The sequence below is a fragment of the Aeromonas hydrophila subsp. hydrophila ATCC 7966 genome (assembly GCF_000014805.1).
GTDB classification, from domain to species: domain Bacteria; phylum Pseudomonadota; class Gammaproteobacteria; order Enterobacterales; family Aeromonadaceae; genus Aeromonas; species Aeromonas hydrophila.
Genome location: NC_008570.1, coordinates 87,501 through 109,432, shown reverse-complemented (window position 1 = coordinate 109,432; position 21,932 = coordinate 87,501). Strand labels below are relative to the sequence as shown.

Here is a 21,932-nt window from a genome sequence, read left to right as displayed (position 1 = left end):
AAAGGCAATAGTTGCCCTATTTGAAATGATCCTGTTTATTATTGCAAGCCTAACCTGATAACCTACCGCCATGAGCAAAACACATTTAACGACCGACAAATTCGCCCAAATGGGCCTCGAACCCGAAGTTCTGGCTGGTCTGGAATCAAAGGGATTTCACTATTGCACCCCCATCCAGGCACTGTCTCTGCCACTGCTGGTAGAAGGTCATGACCTCGCCGGTCAGGCCCAGACAGGGACCGGCAAAACCCTTGCCTTCCTGGCCGCCACCTTCAACTATTTGTTGACCCATCCGCTGACCAAGCCGCGCCTCATCAACCAGCCGCGCGCCATCATCATGGCCCCGACCCGGGAGCTGGCGGTCCAGATCTACAACGACGCGGAGAGCATGTCCGCCTCGACCGGCCTCAAGCTCGGCCTCGCCTACGGTGGCGAAGGGTACGACAAGCAGCTGGCCGTGCTGGAGCAGGGTGTCGACATACTGATCGGCACCACCGGTCGCATCATCGACTACTTCAAGTCCAAGGTCATCGATCTGAGCAATATTCAGGTCGTGGTGCTGGACGAAGCGGATCGCATGTTCGATCTCGGCTTCATCAAGGACATCCGTTTCCTGTTCCGCCGCATGCCGCCCGCCACCGAGCGTCTGAGCATGCTGTTCTCCGCCACCCTCTCTCTGCGCGTGCAGGAGCTGGCCTACGAACACATGAACCACCCGGAACACGTACAGATCGAGCCGGAGCAGATGACCGGCGTGCGGATCAAGGAGGAGCTGTTCTACCCCTCCAACGAAGACAAGATGTTGCTGCTGCTCTCCCTGATGGAAGAGGAGTGGCCGGAAAAAGCCATCGTCTTCGCCAACACCAAGCACGTCTGTGAAGACGTTCATGCCTGGCTGGAGAATGACGGCCACCGCGTCGGCCTGCTGACCGGTGACGTGCCGCAGAAGAAGCGGATGAAGATCCTGGAAGACTTCACCAAGGGCACGGTCGACATCCTGGTTGCCACCGACGTGGCCGCCCGCGGTCTGCACATCCCGGACGTGACCCACGTCTTCAACTATGACCTGCCCGACGACGCCGAAGACTACGTACACCGCATCGGTCGTACCGGTCGTGCCGGCAAGAGCGGTCACTCCATCAGCCTGGCCTGTGAAGACTATGCCTTCAACCTGCCGGCCATCGAGGAGTACATCCACCACCCGATCCCGGTCAGCAAGTATGACCGCGAAGCGCTGCTGGATGACGTGACCGCACCGAAGCGGGTGTTCCGCAACCGTCAACCGGTGAACCGCAACATGCGCGATCGCCAGGGCGGTGGCAACAGCAACAACCGCCGTCGTCCGCCCCGCAAGAGCTGAAAGGACTGGCCCAGTTGCACAACTCGCCGCTCTATGCCGCCATCGACCTCGGCTCCAACAGCTTTCACATGCTGGTGGTGCGCGAGGTCGCCGGAGCCCTGCGCACCGTCACCAAGGTCAAGCGCAAGGTTCGCCTCGCCGCCGGGCTCGATCCGGAGTTTCGTCTCAGCCGTGCCGCCATGGAGCGGGGCTGGGACTGCCTGCGCCTGTTTTCCGAACAGTTGCAGGACATTCCGGCCGACAACATCCGGGTAGTGGGCACCGCCACCCTGCGCCTTGCCACCAACGTCGACGAGTTCCTCAGTGAAGCGGAACGGGTGCTCAACCACAGCATCGAGATCATCTCGGGCGAGGAAGAGGCCAAGACCATCTATGAGGGGGTCTCCTGGACCTCGGCCGGCGAAGGCAACCGGCTGGTGATCGACATCGGCGGCGCCAGCACCGAGCTGGTGATCGGCGAACACAGCGAAGCGAAACTGCTCAACAGCCTGCACATGGGCTGCGTCACCTGGCTCAACAACCACTTCGGCGACGGCGAGCTCTCCGAGGCCCGCTTCAAGCAGGCCATCGCCGCCGCCAAGGCGGTGCTGGAGAAGGTGGCGGAAGATTACCGCGCGCTCGGCTGGCGCACCTGCGTCGGCGCCTCAGGCACGGTGCAAGCGCTGCAGGAGATCATGCTGGCGCAAGGGAAGAGCGAGCGGGTCACCCTGCCGAAGTTGCAGGAGCTGATGGGTCAGGCCATCGCCTGTGGCAAGCTGGATCAACTTCAGCTGGAAGGGCTGGCGGCCGAGCGACTGACCGTGTTCCCCTCCGGCCTCGCCATCCTGATCGCCATCTTCGAGACCTTGGGGATAGAGAGCATGACCCTGGCGGGTGGCGCCCTGCGTGAAGGGCTGATCTACGGCCTGCTCGGCAACAATCACGACTGTGATGCCCGTGATCGCACCGCCGACAGCCTGATCAACCGCTACCAGCTGGACAAGGAGCACGCCGAACGGGTGCGCGACACCGCCGTCGAGGCGTTCAACCAGCTGCAGCCGGCCTGGCGACTCTCGAAACGCTACGGTCGCCCGATCCTGCGCTACGCGGCCCTGCTGCACGAGATCGGTCTGTGCATCGAGTACAAGAAGGCGCCGCAACACGCCGCCTATATCATCGACAACATCGACATGCCTGGCTTTACACCGGCCCAGAAGAAGCTGTTGTCGGCCCTGCTGTTCAACCAGCGGGACGAATTCAAGCTGGAACCGCTGGAGAAGCAGGGTGCCGTCACCGGTCGCCAGGCGATCCGGCTGGCCCGCATCCTGCGCATCGCGCTGATCCTCTGCATGCGCCGCACCCAGGGCACAGTGCCCCGCTTCACCCTCGAAGCCGATGAAGATGCGCTGACCCTGACCCTGCCGAGCGGCTGGCTGGACGAGCACTACCTGCGCGCCAGCGAACTGCGCTTCGAGGTGGAACGCCAGCAGAAGATGGGCTGGCCCACCCGGCTGCTGGAAGCCTGATTGGGCCTCGCCCAATCAGTGCACCAAACCACCAGCCCCACCGTTCCGACAATCTCTTTCGCAGCCATGACTGGCGCCGTTCAAGGCTGACCCTTGATTTCATTGGGCTGGCGCACCGAGCTCGTCCTTTTCACGCAAGCTGCCACCCCCGCCATTGCCGTCGCTCGACTAGAGTAGGGTTGTCTTCACAACCGGAATGGACGCCATGAAACCCTTGACCCTGATCGGCCTGACCGCCTTGCTTACCGCCTGCGGGGGCGGAGGCGGCGGCGACAACAACAGCCCGCAACAGGCCCAGCTCTCGCTGGCCTTCTCCGACGCCCCGGTGGATGCAGTCAGCAAGGTCTGCATCGCCGTCGCCAACATCAGCATCCACCCCGTCGCCGGCACCGAGCAGAGCTGGACCACTGCCAGTTTTCTCACCTCGACCCAGGACGATGGCTGCACCCCGAGCGGCGAGACCATCCCGCTCGACAGTGCGGGCCGGCCGCTGTTCACCTACATAGACCTGCTGCACTATCAGGGTTCGGTCAGCCGCCCGCTGCTGGCCAGCCAGAGCGTGGAGCCCGGCGACTACAGCCAGATGCGGCTGCGGGTGCTGGACGGACGAGAGGTTGCCAACCAGTTTCTGGATGGCACCCCCTACTCCTACGTCAAACGGGATGATGGGGTGATCAAGCCGCTGGAGGTGCCCAGCAGCGAACTCAAGCTGGATGCCTTCACCATCGCCGCCAACGGCCTCAGCGCCTTCACCACCGAGTTCGATCTGCGCCAGGCCATGGTGCTGCCGGGCCACGAGCAGTACTACAAGCTCAAGCCCAGAGGGGTGCGGCTGGTGAACAACACCCAGGTCACCACAGTCAAGGGCACGGTCGCGGCCGGGCTGTGCGGTGGCCAGCTGACCGACAAGGCCTTCGTCTACTTCTACCAGCCCAGAAGCGATGACAACTACCCCGACATGGCGGACAGCGACAACGGCTTCTATGCCAGCGCACCCGTGTTGCCGCAAAGCGGTGGCGGCTTTGGTTACGAACTGGGATTTGTTAATCTCGGCAGCTACGATCTGGCGCTGGTCTGCAATGGCAACGAGGACGATCCGGCGCTGGCCGGCGACCCGCTGCAACTGGAACAGGTGCAGCAAGCCCAAGCGGTGGTGGCGCCCGCCACCAGCATCAACTTCCAGTAACCGGCGACCAGAGGGCAACCCGCACATGAGCACCTACCAACCCATCAGTTGCGATCTCTACGACTGGCTGGAGATCGCCGCCAGCTGGCAGCTGCCGGTCACCCTCACCGGCCGGGATGGCCGCCAGTGGGAGGACAAGATCCGCACCATAGAGGCCAGAGCAGGGGTCGAGTACCTGCTGCTGCAAGGTGGCGAGCGACTGAGCCTGGCGGAGCTGGCCACCATGGCGCTCAGCTGGCAGGGGGAGGAGAAACTGATCCGCTTTGCCCCGCCAGCCCCAGCCGACAGCCAATAGATGGCAAGAGGGCCAACCCCATCGGGTTGGCCCTCTTCTTTTATCCCTCGCGTGCGGCGTTATCCCGCCAGCGCCGCCATCACGTAGACATCGAAGCGGTTGCTCTTGGTCTCGATAGCCATGCTCGGCTTGTGCTCGTTGAGCCAGCCGGCGTAGTCCGGCCGTTTCACCACCACCCGCTTGTCCGCCATGGCGAGCGCCGCCGGCAGCAGGGCATCGGCGTCGAGATCCGGTCCCACCAGCGACTGGAACACCCGCATCTCTTTTTTCACCAGCGCCGACTTCTGCTTGTGGGGGAACATGGGGTCGAGGTAGATGACGTCGGGCCGCTCGGTCAACCCCAGCAAGGTCTCCACCGCCGGGCCGTGCCGCAGCTGCATCCGCTCGCGTACCCAGGGGCCGATCTCCGGGTCCAGCGCCGCCCGCGCCAGCCCGTCCTGCAACAGGGCGGCCACCACGGGGCTGCGCTCGATCATGGTCACCTTGCAGCCGAGGGAGGCGAGCACGAAGGCATCGCGTCCCAGCCCGGCGGTGGCATCCACCACCCGCGGCATGGCACCCGCCTTGAGCCCCACCGCCTTGGCGATGGATTGGCCACGGCCACCGCCGAACTTGCGGCGATGGGCGACCGCCCCTTCGACGAAGTCCACGTAGACCGCACCCAGCTTGGGCTCGTCCAGCTTGCGCAGCTCCAGCCGCGCCGCGGTGAACACCAGGGCAAACTGGGGAAGGTCGGTCTGGCCGAGCTGGCTGGCCAGGGCTTCGGCCTGGGGCGCCTTGGCGGGGTCTTCGAGGAGGATCTGCATGGTATCGGCTGTGTGGCGGTATCAGTGGGCGGAGTGTATCACAGCCCCCGAAGGTCGCTGTAGGGGCACCGGCCGAAGGAGAGGGGCGGAGGGGCTAGCTGGTCTGCAGGAACATGCTCTTGTCGTTGAGCTGCAGGTACTCAGTGAGGTCGTCGTAGGCCAGCGGCCGGCTCAGCAGATAACCCTGCGTGAAGGCGCACCCCTTCTGGCAGAGGAAGTTGAGCTGCTCGCGAGTCTCCACCCCCTCGATCACCACCTGCATGCCGAGGTTGTGCACTATGTTGATGATGCCGTCCAGCAGCAGCCGGTCCTGTTCATTGAACGGGATGTGGCGCACGAAGGCCCGGTCGATCTTGACCAGGTCCACCGGGAAGTTGCGCAGATAGTTGAGCGCCGAGTAGCCGGTACCGAAGTCGTCGATGGCCAGCTTGCAGCCCGCCTCGCGCAGCGCATCGATCCGCACCCTGTGCTGATCGCTGGTCTCCATCAGCAGGGACTCGGTGATCTCGATGACGATGTCCGCCGGGTCCAGCCCGAAGTGGTGGATCACCTTGAGCCACTCGCTCGCCTCCGGATCTATGGTCTGGAACTCCAGGGTGGAGCGGTTGATCGACATCTGCAGATCCGGGAAACCAGATTGCTGCAGCCGCGCCAGATCCCGGCACGACTGCCACAGCACCAGCGCCCCCAGCCCCTGGATGAGCCCGGCCTCCTCCGCCAGCGGAATGAAGTCCGCTGGCGACACCTGGCCCCAGTGCGGGTGGTACCAGCGCACCAGCGCCTCCAGCTTGGCGACCCGGCCACTGCGGTTGTCCCAGATCGGCTGGTAGGCCATGGTCAGCTGCTCGAGCTTGATCGCCTCCGCCAGATCCTGCTGCATCTGGTGGCGCTGGCGCACCTCTTCGCGCATGGAGGCGCAGTAGCTGCCGAGCAGCCGTCCCTGCCGCTTGGCGGCAAACAGCGCCTGCTCGGCGTTGCGCAGCAGCTCGTCACTCTCCAGGCCATCGCCCGGGCAGAGGGTGATGCCGATGGTGGCGGTCACGTAGAGGTGCTGGTTGGCCAGCATGAAGGGACGGGCGAAGCCGCCGATCACCTGCTTGGCGAACACCTCGGCCTGACGACGGTTGACGATGCCGGGCACCAGGAAGGCGAACTCGTCGCCGCCGATGCGGGCCACCAGGTCCTCGGTGCGCACCCGGCTCACCAGCCGGTCCGACACCTCCCGCAGCAGGGCGTCACCGGCGTGGTGATCCATGCTGTTGTTGACCGCCTTGAAGTTGTTGAGGTCGAGCACCATCAGCGCGAAACGCTCGCCCCGCTCGCAGAAGCGGCTCAGACAGCGGCCGAACAGCCAGCGGTTGGGCAGCCCGGTGAGGTTGTCGTAGTTGGCCTGGGCGGCGATCTTCTGCTCCGCCAGCTTGGTCTGGGAGAGGTCGCTGAAGATGGCGATGTACTGGCTGATCCGCCCCCCTTCCCGCAGGGTGCTGATCATCAGCTGCTGGGGATAGAGCTTGCCGTTCTTGCGCTTGTTCCACACCTCGCCGCGCCACACCCCCACCCGCTCCAGCGCGTGGTACATGTCGGCGTAGAAGGCCTGATCGTGCAGCCCGGACTTGAGCATGCTGGGCCGCTGGCCGCACACCTCCTCCTCGCTGTAACCGGTGATCTGCTCGAACGCCGGGTTGACCGAGATGATGCGGCTGTCGGCATCGCACACCAGGATCGCTTCGGAGAGATTGTCGTAGACCCGGTGGGAGAGCTTGAGCTGTTCGGCGTGGCGCTTGAGGGGATCGATGTTCTCCAGCACCACCATCAGGTAGTCGGGCTGCAGCTGATCGTCCCGCACCAGGGTGACGGTGACCCGCCCCCACAGCACCTGACCGTCCCGGTGCAGGTAGCGCTTCTCCTGGGTGAAGGCGGTGCGCTCGCCGCGCTTTAGCTCTTCATAGCAGGCGGCGCTGCGCAGCCAGTCCTCCGGGTGATTGAGCTCGGCGGCAGTGCGGTGCAGCAGCTCGCTCTGGCTGTAACCCAGCATCTTTTCGATGGCCGGGTTGGTCCAGAGAATCTTGCCGTTCAGATCGAGCTTGCCGATCCCCACCGGCGCGTGGGACATCATGGTGTGCAGAAAGTCGTGATACTCGGGCTGGGGCGGTGCCGGCTGTTGCAGCATCAGCGCCAGTTCACGCCCGGCCAGCGGAGCCAGCAGGCGCAACAGGCCCATCACCTTGTCCATATTGGTGAGCGGCCGCTTGAACAGCACGCTGCAGATGCCGACCGTCTCCCCCTGGGCACTCTTGAGGGCGATGCCGGCATAGGCCTGAATGTGCCAGGCCTGCAACACGGCGGCATGGGGAAACAGCTGCTGTACCCGATCGCTGAACCAGGTCTCTCCCTCCTGCAGGGTGATCTCCCTCAGGGTGGCGCTGACCGGAAAGCTGAAGTTGGTGATGTCGAGAGACGCGGGGTGGGCGGCGTGTACCTTGAAAGAGAGCCCCGCTTGATCCCTGCCTGAAATCAGGACGAAGTCGGCCCCGACCGCTGCTGCGATTTCACTCACAAAGGTATCGAAATATCCCTGACCACTCGAATGAGACAGACTTGAGATGATTTGATAGACAGACTCGAGTGCTCGCCTCATGGCAAGGTTCTTTCTCTCCTTGGAAGGTAGGACCCGACTCTACTGAAGAGCCGGGGACAGTGCAAACATGCTATCCGCAAGATATTAAAAAGCCTTGAGAAAAGGGACCAAAAGGTCCCTTTTTATCTCAAAAATCACGCTGTGATCCCACTATGTGGCAAAACTGTACCTGCTTGAAGCTCACGCCAGCCGGGGCCCGCAAACTCACGCGGCAATCCCGCTGTGACGGAGCAGCGCATCCACCTGAGGCTCACGGCCACGGAAGGCTCGGAACAGCTCCATCGGCTCCTTGGAGCCACCCTTTTCCAGGATGTTCTTCAGGAAGGACTGACCGGTGGCCGGGTTGAAGATCCCCTCCTCCTCGAAGCGGGAGAAGGCATCCGCAGAGAGCACCTCGGCCCACTTGTAGCTGTAGTAGCCCGCCGCATAACCGCCGGCGAAGATGTGGGAGAAGCTGTGCTGGAAGCGGTTGAACGCAGGCGGCGTCATCACCGCCACCTGGCTGCGCACCTCATCCAGCAGCGCCGGGATCTGATCCGTGCTGGCCGGGTCGAACTCCTGGTGCAGACGGAAGTCGAACAGGGCGAACTCCAGCTGGCGCAGCATCTGCATCGCCGCCTGGAAGTTGCGGGCGGTCAGCATCTTCTCCAGCAGATCGGCAGGCAGCGGCTCGCCGGTCTCGTGATGGCCGGAGATGAAGGCCAGCGCCTCGGACTCCCAGCACCAGTTCTCGAGGAACTGGCTCGGCAGCTCCACCGCATCCCAGGCCACGCCGTTGATACCGGCCACGCCAGCCACGTCGATACGGGTCAGCATGTGGTGAATGCCGTGGCCGAACTCGTGGAACAGGGTGACCACTTCGTTGTGGGTGAACAGGGCGGGTTTGCCGTCCACCGGACCGTTGAAGTTGCAGGTCAGGTAGGCCACCGGCTTTTGCAGCGAGCCATCCTGACGGTAGCGACGCCCCAGACAGACATCCATCCAGGCGCCGCCCTGCTTGTGCTCGCGGGCATAGAGGTCGAGGTAGAAGCTGCCGCGCAGTTCGTCCTCGGCATCGAAGATGTCGTAGAAGCGCACGTCCGGGTGCCAGGTGTCGATGCCGAGGCGCTCGCGCACCTTCATGCCGAACACCCGCTTGACCACCTCGAACAGCCCCTTCACCACCTTGCTGGCGGGGAAGTAGGGACGCAGTTGCTCGTCGGAGATGGAGAACTTGTGCTGCTTGAGCTTCTCGGCGTAGTAGGCGAGATCCCAGGCGGCCAGCTCGCCCTGACCGTGTTGCTCGGCGGCGAAGGCGCGGATCTCTTCCAGCTCGGCCTTGCCTTGCGGCAGGGACTTGGCCGCCAGATCGGTGAGGAAGTTCACCACCTGCTCAGGCTTGTCCGCCATCTTGGTGGCTAGTGACAGCTCGGCATAGTTGGCGAAGCCGAGCAGTTGGGCCAACTCGCGGCGCAGGGCAAGCAGCTCGGTCATGATGGCGGAGTTGTCCCACTTGCCGGCGTTGGGGCCCTGATCCGAGGCGCGGGTGGTGAAGGCCTCATACAGCTCGGCACGCAGCGCACGGTTGTCGGCATACATCATCACCGGCAGGTAGGAGGGGATGTCCAAGGTGAACAGCCAGCCTTCCTTGCCCTTCAGCTCGGCCAGCTGGCGGGCGGCGGCCTGCGCGCTCTGCGGCAAACCGGCCAGCTCGGCCTCGTCGGTCACCAGCTTGTTCCAGCCCTGGGTCGCGTCCAGCACGTTGTTGCTGAACCGGGAAGCCAGCTCGGAGAGGCGGGCCTGGATCTCGCCGTAGCGCTGCTGCGCCTCGGCGGGCAGGCCGATACCGGACAGACGAAAATCGCGCAGGGTATTCTGGATCTCCTTGCGCTGGGCGCCGCTCAGCAGCGGGAAGTCGTCGCTCTCGGCCAGTTCGCGATAAGCCTGATAGAGCCCCTCGTGCTGGCCGACATAGGTCTGGAATTCAGACAGCAGCGGCAGGCAGGCGTCGTGGGCCGCGCGCAGCGCTTCGCTGTTGAGTACGGAGTTGAGGTGACTGACCGGTGACCAGATCCGCGCCAGGCGGTCGTTGACCTCTTCCAGCGGGGCGATCAGGCTGTCCCAGGTGTGGGGGTCGCGCTGGGCCAGCACATCGCTGATCTTCTGTTTGCAATCGGCGATGGCCTGCGTCACGGCAGGCTGTACCTGATCGGGCTGGATCTGGCTGAAAGGGGGCAGCGAGTCCATTGTCAGCAAAGGGTTGTTCATCCTGCGATACCTCTAAATTCTCTACAGCCCCTGCCGTCCAGAAGCTTGCTTGGACTACCTAAGATGTAGGCAGAAACCTCATTAATCAAGCCTTTGCCTGCCAGAGCGCGGCCTGTTGTCCACTTTTCGCCGAGATCTGCTCATTAAAGCAGCGATCCGGATACCAAAGACGACAATGCCGGCCCAGGGGCCGGCATTGTGGGTGACATCAGGCAAGCTGCATCAGCGTCTGGCGTCTTCCTGCAGCCACTGGGCAGCCCGCTTGGCGAAGTAGGTGAGGATGCCATCGGCACCGGCCCGCTTGAAGCAGAGCAGGGACTCCATGATGCTCTCTTTCTCCTTCAGCCAGCCGTTCTGGATCGCCGCCATGTGCATGGCGTACTCGCCGCTCACCTGATAGGCGAAGGTCGGCACGCCGAACTGATCCTTCACCTGACGGATCACGTCCAGATAGGGCATGCCCGGCTTGACCATCACGCTGTCGGCCCCTTCCTTGATATCCAGCGCCACCTCGTGCAGGGCTTCGTTGCTGTTGGCCGGATCCATCTGGTAGGTGGCCTTGTTGCTCTTGCCGAGGTTACCGGCAGAGCCTACCGCGTCGCGGAACGGGCCGTAGTAGCAGGAGGCGTACTTGGCGGAGTAGGCCATGATCTGGGTGTTGATGAAGCCGTTCTCTTCCAGTGCCGCGCGGATGGCGCCGATGCGGCCGTCCATCATGTCGGACGGCGCCACGATATCGACCCCGGCAGCGGCGTGGGAGAGCGCCTGTTTCACCAGGATCTCGGTGGTGATGTCGTTCAGCACATAGCCTTCGTCATCGATGATGCCATCCTGACCGTGGGTGGTGAATGGATCGAGCGCCACGTCGGTGATGACCCCCAGCTCCGGGAAGCTCACCTTGAGGGCGCGCGTCGCCCGCTGGGCCAGCCCGTCCGGGTTGTAGGCCTCTTCCGCCAGCAGACTCTTCTGCTCCAGCGGGGTGACCGGGAACAGGGCGATGGCCGGTACGCCCAGCGCAACCAGCTCGGCAGCCTCTTTCAGCAGCAGATCGATGGAGAGCCTGTCCACCCCCGGCATGGAGGTGACGGCCTCACGACGGTTCTCCCCCTCCAGCACGAACACGGGATAGATGAGATCGTTGGCGGTCAGTACGTTCTCACGCACCAGACGACGGCTGAAATCATGTTTGCGCACCCGGCGCAGGCGGCGACCCGGAAAGGCGCCTGGAAGAGTTGTAGCCATGAATCACTCCTGAAGAGGAAGTTGGAAGAACGCGGCGGAGGTGGCCCGGGTGTGGGCCAGCAAGGCCTCGGGCGCTTCACCACGGCAGGCCGCCACCACCTGGGCGATGTGCGGCAAAAAAGCGGGTTCGTTGCGTTTTGGTCTGGGCTTCAGATCCCGTGGCACCAGATAGGGGGCATCGGTCTCGATCATCAGCCGGCCTGCCGGAATGCGGGCCACCTGCTCGCGCAGCAACTGGCCGCGACGCTCGTCGCACAGCCAGCCGGTCACCCCGATATGCAGCCCCAGCGCCAGACACTGGTCCAGCTCCTCGTCGGAGCCGGTGAAGCAGTGCAGCACGGCCCCCGGCAGCTTGGGTAACCAGGGGCGCAGGATCTCGATGAAACGGGCGTGAGCATCGCGGCAGTGGAGAAACACCGGCATCCCGAGCTCGGCGGCCAGCGCCAGCTGGGCGTCGAATACCGCGTCCTGCACCGGACGGGGCGAGAAGTCACGATTGTAGTCGAGCCCGCACTCGCCGATGGCCACCACCTGCGGCAAGGCTGCCAGCTCGCGCAGGGCGGGCAGGGTCGCCTCATCGACGCTTTTGGCATCGTGGGGGTGGACCCCGGCGGTGGAGAAACAGTAACCCGGCCAGCGGGCGGCAAGGGTAGCGCTCTCGCGGCTGCCGACCAGATCGGTGCCGGTCAAGATCAGCGCCTCCACCCCGACGGCGCGGGCGCGGGCCACCAGATCGGCCTGTTCATCGGCAAACTGGCTGCTGGTCAGGTTTACACCTATGTCGATCATGGGGTCAGCGGGTCCGAACAAAAGGAAGACATATCAGGTATTTGAAAACCATCTACTCAATGGGGCCTTACCATACGCCTCGAACGGGGGCATGAAAAGAGGAAGGGAGCCTTAGCTCCCCTCTTCAGTCTGTTCCTGCTTCTCTTCGCTCTCTTCTTTCACGTAGAAGCGGGCGAAGAACAGACCTATCTCCCACAAACCCCACATGGGGATCGCGAGCAGGGTCTGGGAAAAGACATCGGGCGGCGTCAACAGCATGCCGACCACGAACACCCCGACGATGACGTAGGGACGCTTCTCCCGCAGGCTCTTGGGACTGGTCACCCCGGTCCAGCACAGCAGTATGGTGGCCACCGGAATTTCGAACGCCACCCCGAACGCGAAGAACAGGGTCAGTACGAAGTCCAGATAGCTGGCGATGTCGGTCGCCACCGTCACCCCGGCGGGCGCGGTGCTGGTGAAGAAACCGAACACCAGCGGGAACACCACGTAGTAGGCGAACGCCATGCCGGCATAGAACAGCACGGCACTGGAGGCGACCAACGGCATGATCAGGCGCCGTTCATGCTGGTACAGACCGGGGGCGATGAAGGCCCAGGCCTGATAGAGCAGATAAGGGATCGCCACGAAGAAGGAGACCACCAGGGTCAGCTTGATCGGCGTCAGGAAGGGGGTCGCCACATCCGTCGCTATCATGCTGGTCCCTTCCGGCAACTGACTCAGCAGCGGCTGGGCCACGAAGTCGTAGATGTTGTTGGAGAAGTAGATCAGCGCGATGAACACCAGCAGGATGGCTGAGATGGAGCGCAGCAGGCGCGTTCTCAGCTCGACCAGATGGCTGATCAGGGGTTGCTCGGCCTGACTCATGGCTTCACCTCCCCTTGTTCGGCGCTCGGCTGGGCACGTGCGGCGGGGATCACGGTAGGCTCCTCATCAGGTGTCGCCACACTGATAGGGGCAACCGGCTCCTCCTTCACCTCGGCGACCGCCGACGCTGGCTGGATGGTATTTTGTTGTTCGTATGGACGGGTCACCGATTGTGCGGCCGTTTTCAGCTGCTCGATAGACTCCTGCAGCTCGGGGCTCAGGTTGTTCATCTGCAACTGTTCGGCCTTCTTCAGGTCGTTGTGCAGATCCTGCAACTTGAGCTCCTGCTCCAGCTCGGCCTTGACCGAGTTGGCGGTGCTGCGGATCAGTCTGATCCAGTGGCTGGCGGTACGGATCGCCACGGGCAGCCGCTCGGGGCCGAGCACCACCAGGGCGACGACACCAATGACAACCAGCTCCCAGAAACCGATATCGAACATGGCTTAGGCCTGATCTTTATCTTTCTGCTTGGCAGCATCGCTAGGCTGACCGGCTGCTTCGTTCAGCTGTTTCGGCGGAAACTCGGCATCCTTCTGCTCGGACTTGGTCTCCGGCTCGTCGGACAGCGCCTTCTTGAAGCCCTTGACCGCGGCACCCAGATCACCGCCGATGCCGCGCAGTTTCTTGGTACCGAACAGCAGCACGACGATGACTGCGATGATCAACAATTGCCAAATACTGATACCACCCATGACTTTCTCTCCAGAACAGGCGCCCGCTGGCGCAGTTTATTTAATGAGAACGGGTTCGCAACCAACCCAGCAGCCAGCATAACCCGGCGCCGGCGAGGCTGATTTGTCCCCACTCAATGTGTTGTTTTTGGGTCAGCAAGAATACACCGGCCAATAGCAGGCTGGCTCCAACCCCTAAGAGGTAGCGAGCCTGACCCTGGCGGCGACTGTGCCGGCGAAAATCGGCAAACATCTGGTCGAAGTGGCGCTGCTGATGACGGGTCTGGCGCAGGGTCTCGTAGACCAGCTCCGGCAGTTCCGGCAGCTTTTCGGCCCAGAATGGCGCCTTCTCCTTGATGGCATTCCACACCGCCTTGGGCCCCACCTGCTGGTACATCCAGTTTTCCAGATAGGGCTTGGCGGTCTGCCACAAATCGAGCTGCGGGTAGAGCTGGCGACCCAGCCCCTCCACATAGAGCAGGGTCTTCTGCAACAGCACCAGTTGCGGCTGCACCTGCATGTTGAAGCGGCGCGCGGTGTTGAACAGGTTGAGCAGCACGTGGCCGAACGAGATCTCGGACAGCGGCTTCTCGAAGATGGGCTCCAGCACGGTACGGATGGCGAACTCGAACTCGTCCACCTTGGTATCGGGCGGCACCCAGCCGGACTCCACGTGCAGCTCGGCCACCCGGCGGTAGTCACGGTTGAAGAAGGCAAGGAAGTTCTCGGCCAGGTAGCGCTTGTCTTCCCGGTTGAGGGTGCCGACGATACCGCAGTCGATGCCGATCCAGAGCGGATTCTCCGGATGTTCGTAGGAGACGAAGATGTTGCCCGGGTGCATGTCGGCGTGGAAGAAGCTGTCGCGAAACACCTGGGTGAAGAACACCTCCACCCCGCGCTCGGCCAGCAGCTTCATATTGGTGCCGTTGGCCTCCAGCGCCGCAATGTCGGAGACCGGAATGCCGTAGATCCGCTCCATCACCAGCACCTGCTCACGGCAGTGCTCGGTGAACACCTCGGGCACGTAGAGCGCCTCGGAGCCGGTGAAGTTGCGGCGCAGCTGGATGGCGTTGGCCGCTTCGCGCATCAGGTTGAGCTCGTCGAGAATGGTCTTGCGATACTCTTCCACCACCTCGATGGGGCGCAGTCGTCCGCTCTGGGGCACGAAACGGGCCACCAGACGGGCCAGCGCCTGCATCAGCCGCAGGTCGGCCTCGATGACCGGTTCGATGTCGGGACGGATCACCTTGATGACGATCTCGCGGCCGTTCTCCTTCAGCCGGGCGGTGTGCACCTGGGCGATGGAGGCCGACGCCAGCGGCGTCTCGTCGAAGTCGTCAAACAGGGTCTCGATGGTGCAACCCAGGCTCGCCTCTATCTGGCGGCGGGCCGCCTGACCACAGAAGGGGGGCACCCTGTCCTGCAGCAGTGCCAGCTCCTCGGCTATGTCCGGCGGCAGCAGATCGCGCCGGGTGGAGAGCATCTGGCCGAACTTGATGAAGATGGGGCCCAGCGCCTCGAAGGCGAGCCGGATGCGGGCACCGCGGTTCAGCCCCTGGCGTTTGTTCTTGAGCCAGAACAGGCTGCGACGGGCCAGCCGGCCGGGCCAGGGCTGGTAACGGGCGGGCACCAGCTCGTCGATGCCCTGCTCCAGCAGGATGCTGATGATGCGATAGAGGCGCTTGAACTCCTTCGGGGTCATCAGGCTACCTGCTGCTCGAAGCGGGCCAGCCGCAGCTCGACCGCTTTCATCTGCTGGGCCAGCAACTCGACATCGTCGTTGAAGCTGGCCACTTCCAGCGGACCCGGCGCAAGCCGGATCTCTTCGGTCAGGTATTCGGCCAGCTGGCGCTGGCTGCGGCACAATTCACGCCCCAGCAGCCGACGTGCCTGACTGGCGCCGCGCAGCAGGGTGTGGGCCAGCACATCGCCGGTATAACGGGACAGCTCCTCTTCCCAGTCGATATTCAGCTCGCCCAGCAACACGCTGAACGCCTGCACCAGCTGAGGGTCGCCGCTCAGATCCAGTTTCTCCTCGCGGATGTAGCGGGTCAGGGCGGAGGGGTCCTTGAGCAGGCCGAGCGCGGTCAGGGAGAGGCTCAGCACCGCATCCGCCTCTCCTTCGAATTTGGCCAGCACATCCAGCCGGCGCTCGGAGAAGACAAACCAGAGTGGCTTGAGCTCGCGCAGCTCCAGCTTGAGTACCTTGCCCGTCAATTTGCGCAGCCGCTCCGGACTCTGCTTGTCGAGTCGCAGCAGCTGGTTGAGGCTGGTTTCGATCACCGCGGTGACCATGGCATCCATCGGCATAGGCGACCTTAAAACTTGTAACCGCGGTGCAGGGCGACCACGCCCTGGGTCAGGTTGTAAAACTCGACCTGCTCGAAACCGACATTCTCCATCATGCCTGCCAGGGTCTGCTGATCCGGGTGCATGCGGATCGATTCCGCCAGGTATTTGTAGCTTTCGCTGTCGTTCGCGACGATTTCGCCCATTTTCGGCAGCAGTTTGAAGGAGTAGAGATCGTACAGCTTGGCGATCACTTCGCTGACCGGCTTGGAGAACTCCAGCACCAGCAGGCGGCCACCCGGCTTGAGCACCCGGAACATGGAGGCGAGCGCCTTGTCCTTGTCGGTGACGTTGCGCAGGCCGAAGCCGATGGTGATTACGTCGAAATGGTTGTCAGGGAACGGGAGCGCCTCGGCATTGGCCTGTACGTAGGAGACGTTGTTGGCCACCCCCAGATTGCGCAGCTTGTCACGGCCCACCTTGAGCATGGAGTCGTTGATATCCGCCAGCACCACCTGGCCGGTCTCGCCGACGATGCGGGAGAACTTGGCGGTCAGATCGCCGGTACCACCGGCCAGATCCAGCACCTTCTGACCCTTGCGTACGCCGGAGCAGTCGATGGTGAAGCGCTTCCACAGGCGGTGGATGCCGAACGACATCAGATCGTTCATCAGATCATACTTGGCTGCCACCGAATGGAAGACGCCGGCGACCAGGGTTTCCTTCTCGGTCGAGGCCACGGTTTTAAAGCCAAAATGCGTTGTCGTAGTCTGTTCTGACATCCCTTAAACACCCATAGAGCAAAGAATGGCCGCCAGTTTACCAGAGCCAATGGCGTGCGGACACCTTAAACCCGGCTGGCGACCAACTGCATCCCCAGCACCACCATGGCCAGACAGAGAAACAGGTTAAGGCCGATATTGAGGGCGGCTTTCAGATAGGCCCCCTGCTGGGCCAGTACCACTGTATCCAGCGCGAAGGAGGAGAAGGTAGTCAGGGCGCCGAGGATACCCACCATCAGCAGCGGTTTCAGCGGGTGCTCCACCACATGACCATGGCTGATCAGCGCAAAGGCAATGCCCATGATGAAGGAGCCGACCACGTTGACCATCAGGGTGCCATAGGGGAAATGACGTCCCAACAGCAGCGCCATCAGTTCGGCGATACCAAAGCGCAGGCAGGCGCCGATGGCCCCGCCGGCGGCAACATATAACCAGGTTTGCATGGGAGCATGTCTCCATAGTATCGGGCCGACATTATGCAAAATGTCAGGCCCGGGGGACAGCAGGGCAATTAATCGACATCACCCGCATCAGCGGCGAAAGTCGACCGGCTCGACCTGAGCAAGATGAATCGAGGTGCGGGATGGAGTGGTTTGTGCAATCACCCGGCCGTGGCGAATGGAGTAACGCACCGCCACCTGGCGGCGCACCGCATCAAAGCCGTTCTCGGCGGGCAGGATCAGCAGGTTGGCTGGTTTGCCCACCTCGATGCCGTAGCGATCCTGCACGTTCAGGGTGCGTGCACTGTGGCTGCTGATCAGCTTGAGACTGTCGTTGATCTGCTCGTAGCCCATGATCTGGCAGACATGCAGCCCCATATGCAGCACCTGCAGCAGGTTGGCGGTGCCCATGGGATACCAGGGATCGAACACGTCGTCATGACCGAAACAGACATTGATGTTCGCTTCCAGCATCTCCTTCACCCGGGTGATGCCGCGACGCTTGGGATAGCTGTCGAAGCGCCCCTGCAGGTGGATGTTCACCAGCGGGTTAGCGACGAAGTTGATGTCCGCCATCTTCAGCAGCCGGAACAGGCGGGACGCATAGGCACCGTTGTAGGAGTGCATCGCGGTGGTGTGGCTGGCGGTGACTCTATGGCCCATGCCACGCTCGTAGGCCAGGGTCGCCAGCGTCTCGATGAAGCGGGACTGCTCGTCATCGATCTCGTCGCAGTGCACATCCACCAGAACCTGATACTTCTCGGCAAGATCGAACACGTAGTGCAGACTTTCGACCCCATATTCCCGGGTAAACTCGAAGTGGGGAATCGCACCAATCACATCAGCCCCCAGCTTGAGCGCCTCCTCCAACAGCGCCTTGCCGTTGGGGTAGGAGAGGATCCCCTCCTGCGGGAAGGCCACTATCTGCAGCTCCACCCACTCCTTCATCTCCTCCCGCACCTCCAGCATCGCCTTCAGGGCGACCAGATTGGGGTCGGAGACATCCACGTGGGTGCGGACGAACTGGATGCCGTTGGCGATCTGCCACTTTAGCGTCTGGATGACACGCTGTTTCACATCCTCATGGGTCAGCAGTGCCTTGCGCTCGGCCCAGCGTTCGATCCCCTCGAACAGGGTGCCGGAGAGGTTCCAACTCGGCTCACCGGCTGTCTGGGTGGTATCGAGATGGATGTGAGGCTCGATAAAGGGGGCGATGGCGAGCCCCTCCTCACCATCAAGCTCGTGGGCTGCGAGCAGATGGGTGCTCATGGGTTCGATGGCTCGGATCAGGCCATCCTGGCAGAGGATCTGCCACATCCCCTCCCTGCCGACCAGACGCAGGTTCTTTATCAGCATGTTTTTGCTTCCTTTCTTCAAACACCAACGGCTTTTTCAATCCACAACTTAGCTTGGATCAATTTGATAGAAAAGCGTTCATATTGAATACATATGAGACTGTTACTATTGATAAACAGCAACAATAAAAGGGAGTTGATTGGGATGAAAGCAGGATTGACCGAGATCGGCAGCGCAGGCTTGTTTCACGAGTATCTGCAGACACTGGGTATCAACAAGCCACCCTTGACGTCGATCGACAAACAGTGGGAATACACTCGCAATGAACGACTGGTGGCAGCCATTCAGATAGAAGCCTCCGGACAGGCTCGGTTCTATCTAGATGCCAGGCAGATTTCGGTAAACTGAGAAAAGCGGATACAAAAAAGCCTCCCGATTGGGAGGCTTTGATATTTAATGGTGCTGATACCCAGAGTCGAACTGGGGACCTCATCCTTACCAAGGATGCGCTCTACCAACTGAGCCATATCAGCACACTAACCGGTAAAGACCGCACTGTGTGCGCTATCTAAATCTTCTGTCCAACACAACCTGACGTTGTATCGCGACCAACCACATCGCTGTGATTGCTTAATTGATGCCTGGCAGTGTCCTACTCTCGCATGGCGAATGCCACACTACCATCGGCGCTACCGCGTTTCACTTCTGAGTTCGGCATGGGATCAGGTGGTTCCACGGCGCTATGGCCGCCAGGCAAATTCTTAATCTAGAAAGCTGACGTGAATAACGAACTGCCTGTTGGCTTCGCTATCACTGAATTTTGAGTAGTTCTTGGGGTTTGTTACAAGTCTCAGAACACTTCTTGGGTGTTGTATGGTTAAGCCTCACGGGTAATTAGTATGGGTTAGCTCAACACGTCGCCGCGCTTACACACCCCACCTATCAACGTTGTGGTCTCCAACGGCCCTTTAGGACCCTCAAGGGGTCAGGGATGACTCATCTCAGGGCTCGCTTCCCGCTTAGATGCTTTCAGCGGTTATCGATTCCGAACTTAGCTACCGGGCAGTGCCACTGGCGTGACAACCCGAACACCAGAGGTTCGTTCACTCCGGTCCTCTCGTACTAGGAGCAACTCCCTTCAATCATCCAACGCCCACGGCAGATAGGGACCGAACTGTCTCACGACGTTCTGAACCCAGCTCGCGTACCACTTTAAATGGCGAACAGCCATACCCTTGGGACCGACTTCAGCCCCAGGATGTGATGAGCCGACATCGAGGTGCCAAACACCGCCGTCGATATGAACTCTTGGGCGGTATCAGCCTGTTATCCCCGGAGTACCTTTTATCCGTTGAGCGATGGCCCTTCCATTCAGAACCACCGGATCACTATGACCTACTTTCGTACCTGCTCGACCTGTCCGTCTCGCAGTTAAGCTGGCTTATGCCATTGCACTAACCTCCTGATGTCCGACCAGGATTAGCCAACCTTCGTGCTCCTCCGTTACTCTTTGGGAGGAGACCGCCCCAGTCAAACTACCCACCAGGCACTGTCCGCGACCCGGATTCACGGGCCTGCGTTAGAACATCAAACATACAAGGGTGGTATTTCAAGGACGGCTCCAGCGCAACTGGCGTCACGCCTTCAAAGCCTCCCACCTATCCTACACATGTAGGTTCAATGTTCAGTGCCAAGCTGTAGTAAAGGTTCACGGGGTCTTTCCGTCTAGCCGCGGGTACACCGCATCTTCACGGCGAATTCGATTTCACTGAGTCTCGGGTGGAGACAGCATGGCCATGGTTACACCATTCGTGCAGGTCGGAACTTACCCGACAAGGAATTTCGCTACCTTAGGACCGTTATAGTTACGGCCGCCGTTTACCGGGGCTTCGATCAAGAGCTTCGCTTGCGCTAACCCCATCAATTAACCTTCCGGCACCGGGCAGGTGTCACACCCTATACGTCCACTTTCGTGTTTGCAGAGTGCTGTGTTTTTGATAAACAGTCCCAGCCATCTGGTCACTGCGACTCCCAACTGCTCCATCCGCAAGGGACTTCACTGTCAAGAGCGAACCTTCTCCCGAAGTTACGGTTCTATTTTGCCTAGTTCCTTCACCCGAGTTCTCTCAAGCGCCTTGGTATTCTCTACCCGACCACCTGTGTCGGTTTGGGGTACGATGACTTGTAATCTGAAGCTTAGAGGCTTTTCCTGGAAGCAGGGCATCAATGGCTTCCGCACCGTAGTGCGTTCGTCTCGTGTCTCAGTGTTGTGTCTCCGGATTTGCCTAGAAACACCACCTACGCACTTTCACCAGGACAACCGTCGCCTGGCCCACCTAGCCTTCTCCGTCCCCCCATCGCAATTACAAGTCGTGCAGGAATATTAACCTGCTTCCCATCGACTACGCCTTTCGGCCTCGCCTTAGGGGTCGACTCACCCTGCCCCGATTAACGTTGGACAGGAACCCTTGGTCTTCCGGCGAGGAGGCTTTTCACCCCCTTTATCGTTACTTACGTCAGCATTCGCACTTCTGATATCTCCAGCATGCCTCTCGACACACCTTCGCAGACTTACAGAACGCTCCCCTACCACTCACGCTTAGCGTGAATCCGCGGCTTCGGTGCCTGGTTTGAGCCCCGTTACATCTTCCGCGCAGGCCGACTCGACTAGTGAGCTATTACGCTTTCTTTAAATGATGGCTGCTTCTAAGCCAACATCCTAGCTGTCTGAGCCTTCCCACATCGTTTCCCACTTAACCAGAACTTTGGGACCTTAGCCGGCGGTCTGGGTTGTTTCCCTCTTCACGACGGACGTTAGCACCCGCCGTGTGTCTCCCGGATAGTACTTACTGGTATTCGGAGTTTGCATGGGGTTGGTAAGTCGGGATGACCCCCTAGCCCAAACAGTGCTCTACCCCCAGTAGTATTCGTCCGAGGCGCTACCTAAATAGCTTTCGGGGAGAACCAGCTATCTCCGAGTTTGATTGGCCTTTCACCCCCAGCCACAGGTCATCCCCTAACTTTGCAACGTTAGTGGGTTCGGTCCTCCAGTTGATGTTACTCAACCTTCAACCTGCCCATGGCTAGATCACCCGGTTTCGGGTCTACACCTTGCAACTAGACGCCCAGTTAAGACTCGGTTTCCCTACGGCTCCCCTATACGGTTAACCTCGCTACAAAATGTAAGTCGCTGACCCATTATACAAAAGGTACGCAGTCACCCCGAAGGGCTCCCACTGCTTGTACGTACACGGTTTCAGGTTCTATTTCACTCCCCTCACAGGGGTTCTTTTCGCCTTTCCCTCACGGTACTGGTTCACTATCGGTCAGTCAGGAGTATTTAGCCTTGGAGGATGGTCCCCCCATATTCAGACAGGATGTCACGTGTCCCGCCCTACTCGATTTCACATCAAGGTTGTTTTCGTGTACGGGGCTATCACCCTGTATCGCCGGCCTTTCCAGGACCGTTCCACTAACTTCCAAGATGCTTAAGGGCTAATCCCCGTTCGCTCGCCGCTA

General features: G+C 61.2%; 18 protein-coding genes, 1 tRNA gene and 2 rRNA genes (1 of these 21 only partly in view). 5 read left to right on the top strand and 16 right to left on the bottom strand.

Going from position 1 to position 21,932, the window contains the following annotated elements:
• Nucleotides 1-70: 70 nt before the first annotated feature.
• The 4 genes from rhlB to AHA_RS00470 all read left to right on the top strand — a co-directional run bounded on the left by rhlB (nucleotide 71) and on the right by AHA_RS00470 (nucleotide 4,346).
• Entirely contained in the window at nucleotides 71-1,360 is a 1,290-nt protein-coding gene (gene rhlB / locus AHA_RS00485; protein ID WP_011704129.1) for an ATP-dependent RNA helicase RhlB, read from the top strand.
• A gap of 14 nt (nucleotides 1,361-1,374) precedes the next feature.
• Complete coding sequence (gene gppA / locus AHA_RS00480; protein WP_011704128.1) at nucleotides 1,375-2,865, top strand: guanosine-5'-triphosphate,3'-diphosphate diphosphatase; 1,491 nt, start codon at nucleotides 1,375-1,377, stop codon at nucleotides 2,863-2,865.
• A 205-nt stretch (nucleotides 2,866-3,070) separates the two neighbouring features.
• Nucleotides 3,071-4,051: a DUF4382 domain-containing protein gene (locus AHA_RS00475; RefSeq protein ID WP_164927504.1), complete on the top strand. Its 981-nt coding sequence runs from the start codon at nucleotides 3,071-3,073 to the stop codon at nucleotides 4,049-4,051.
• 25 nt (nucleotides 4,052-4,076) lie between these two features.
• Nucleotides 4,077-4,346 (top strand): Rho-binding antiterminator, encoded by a 270-nt coding sequence (locus AHA_RS00470; RefSeq protein WP_077392356.1) that lies wholly within the window; start codon nucleotides 4,077-4,079, stop codon nucleotides 4,344-4,346.
• A gap of 59 nt (nucleotides 4,347-4,405) precedes the next feature.
• Here AHA_RS00470 and AHA_RS00465 read toward each other — a convergent pair whose 3' ends face one another.
• From AHA_RS00465 to AHA_RS00405, 13 genes are all read right to left on the bottom strand, one after another.
• Nucleotides 4,406-5,152, bottom strand: a complete 747-nt coding sequence (locus tag AHA_RS00465) for a class I SAM-dependent methyltransferase (RefSeq protein ID WP_011704126.1) — start codon at nucleotides 5,150-5,152, stop codon at nucleotides 4,406-4,408.
• 94 nt (nucleotides 5,153-5,246) lie between these two features.
• Nucleotides 5,247-7,790 (bottom strand): sensor domain-containing phosphodiesterase, encoded by a 2,544-nt coding sequence (locus tag AHA_RS00460; protein ID WP_011704125.1) that lies wholly within the window; start codon nucleotides 7,788-7,790, stop codon nucleotides 5,247-5,249.
• A 204-nt stretch (nucleotides 7,791-7,994) separates the two neighbouring features.
• Nucleotides 7,995-10,037, bottom strand: a complete 2,043-nt coding sequence (gene prlC / locus AHA_RS00455) for an oligopeptidase A (RefSeq protein WP_011704124.1) — start codon at nucleotides 10,035-10,037, stop codon at nucleotides 7,995-7,997.
• Between the two features lie 222 nt (nucleotides 10,038-10,259).
• Nucleotides 10,260-11,279, bottom strand: a complete 1,020-nt coding sequence (gene hemB, locus AHA_RS00450; protein ID WP_011704123.1) for a porphobilinogen synthase — start codon at nucleotides 11,277-11,279, stop codon at nucleotides 10,260-10,262.
• A gap of 3 nt (nucleotides 11,280-11,282) precedes the next feature.
• A complete protein-coding gene (locus AHA_RS00445; protein ID WP_011704122.1) occupies nucleotides 11,283-12,068 on the bottom strand; it encodes a TatD family hydrolase in 786 nt (261 codons plus the stop codon).
• A 111-nt stretch (nucleotides 12,069-12,179) separates the two neighbouring features.
• Nucleotides 12,180-12,935, bottom strand: a complete 756-nt coding sequence (gene tatC / locus AHA_RS00440) for a twin-arginine translocase subunit TatC (protein ID WP_011704121.1) — start codon at nucleotides 12,933-12,935, stop codon at nucleotides 12,180-12,182.
• A complete protein-coding gene (gene tatB, locus AHA_RS00435; RefSeq protein WP_011704120.1) occupies nucleotides 12,932-13,375 on the bottom strand; it encodes a Sec-independent protein translocase protein TatB in 444 nt (147 codons plus the stop codon). The genes tatC and tatB overlap by 4 nt, the downstream gene beginning before the upstream one ends.
• Before the next feature lie 3 nt (nucleotides 13,376-13,378).
• Nucleotides 13,379-13,627: a Sec-independent protein translocase subunit TatA gene (tatA, locus tag AHA_RS00430; protein ID WP_011704119.1), complete on the bottom strand. Its 249-nt coding sequence runs from the start codon at nucleotides 13,625-13,627 to the stop codon at nucleotides 13,379-13,381.
• A 40-nt stretch (nucleotides 13,628-13,667) separates the two neighbouring features.
• The gene (ubiB, locus tag AHA_RS00425; RefSeq protein WP_011704118.1) at nucleotides 13,668-15,308 is read right to left on the bottom strand and encodes a ubiquinone biosynthesis regulatory protein kinase UbiB; all 1,641 of its coding nucleotides are present in this window, start codon (nucleotides 15,306-15,308) and stop codon (nucleotides 13,668-13,670) included.
• Nucleotides 15,308-15,916, bottom strand: a complete 609-nt coding sequence (locus AHA_RS00420; RefSeq protein WP_011704117.1) for a ubiquinone biosynthesis accessory factor UbiJ — start codon at nucleotides 15,914-15,916, stop codon at nucleotides 15,308-15,310. Before AHA_RS00420 ends, ubiB begins: the two co-directional genes overlap by 1 nt.
• 8 nt (nucleotides 15,917-15,924) lie before the next feature.
• Nucleotides 15,925-16,677, bottom strand: a complete 753-nt coding sequence (ubiE, locus tag AHA_RS00415; RefSeq protein ID WP_011704116.1) for a bifunctional demethylmenaquinone methyltransferase/2-methoxy-6-polyprenyl-1,4-benzoquinol methylase UbiE — start codon at nucleotides 16,675-16,677, stop codon at nucleotides 15,925-15,927.
• A 65-nt stretch (nucleotides 16,678-16,742) separates the two neighbouring features.
• Nucleotides 16,743-17,120 (bottom strand): fluoride efflux transporter CrcB, encoded by a 378-nt coding sequence (gene crcB / locus AHA_RS00410; protein WP_016348946.1) that lies wholly within the window; start codon nucleotides 17,118-17,120, stop codon nucleotides 16,743-16,745.
• 87 nt (nucleotides 17,121-17,207) lie between these two features.
• Nucleotides 17,208-18,473 (bottom strand): cytosine deaminase, encoded by a 1,266-nt coding sequence (locus tag AHA_RS00405; RefSeq protein WP_011704114.1) that lies wholly within the window; start codon nucleotides 18,471-18,473, stop codon nucleotides 17,208-17,210.
• A 93-nt stretch (nucleotides 18,474-18,566) separates the two neighbouring features.
• Between AHA_RS00405 and AHA_RS00400 the strand changes: the two genes are divergently transcribed.
• Nucleotides 18,567-18,821, top strand: a complete 255-nt coding sequence (locus AHA_RS00400) for a hypothetical protein (protein ID WP_016348944.1) — start codon at nucleotides 18,567-18,569, stop codon at nucleotides 18,819-18,821.
• A 49-nt stretch (nucleotides 18,822-18,870) separates the two neighbouring features.
• Here the strand turns inward: AHA_RS00400 and AHA_RS00395 are convergent.
• From AHA_RS00395 to AHA_RS00385, 3 genes are all read right to left on the bottom strand, one after another.
• Nucleotides 18,871-18,946 (bottom strand) — tRNA-Thr (locus AHA_RS00395).
• Nucleotides 18,947-19,052: 106 nt separating this feature from the next.
• Nucleotides 19,053-19,167: ribosomal RNA gene (rrf, locus tag AHA_RS00390) — 5S ribosomal RNA — on the bottom strand.
• Nucleotides 19,168-19,286: 119 nt separating this feature from the next.
• Nucleotides 19,287-21,932: ribosomal RNA gene (locus AHA_RS00385) — 23S ribosomal RNA — on the bottom strand (it continues 243 nt past the right edge of the window).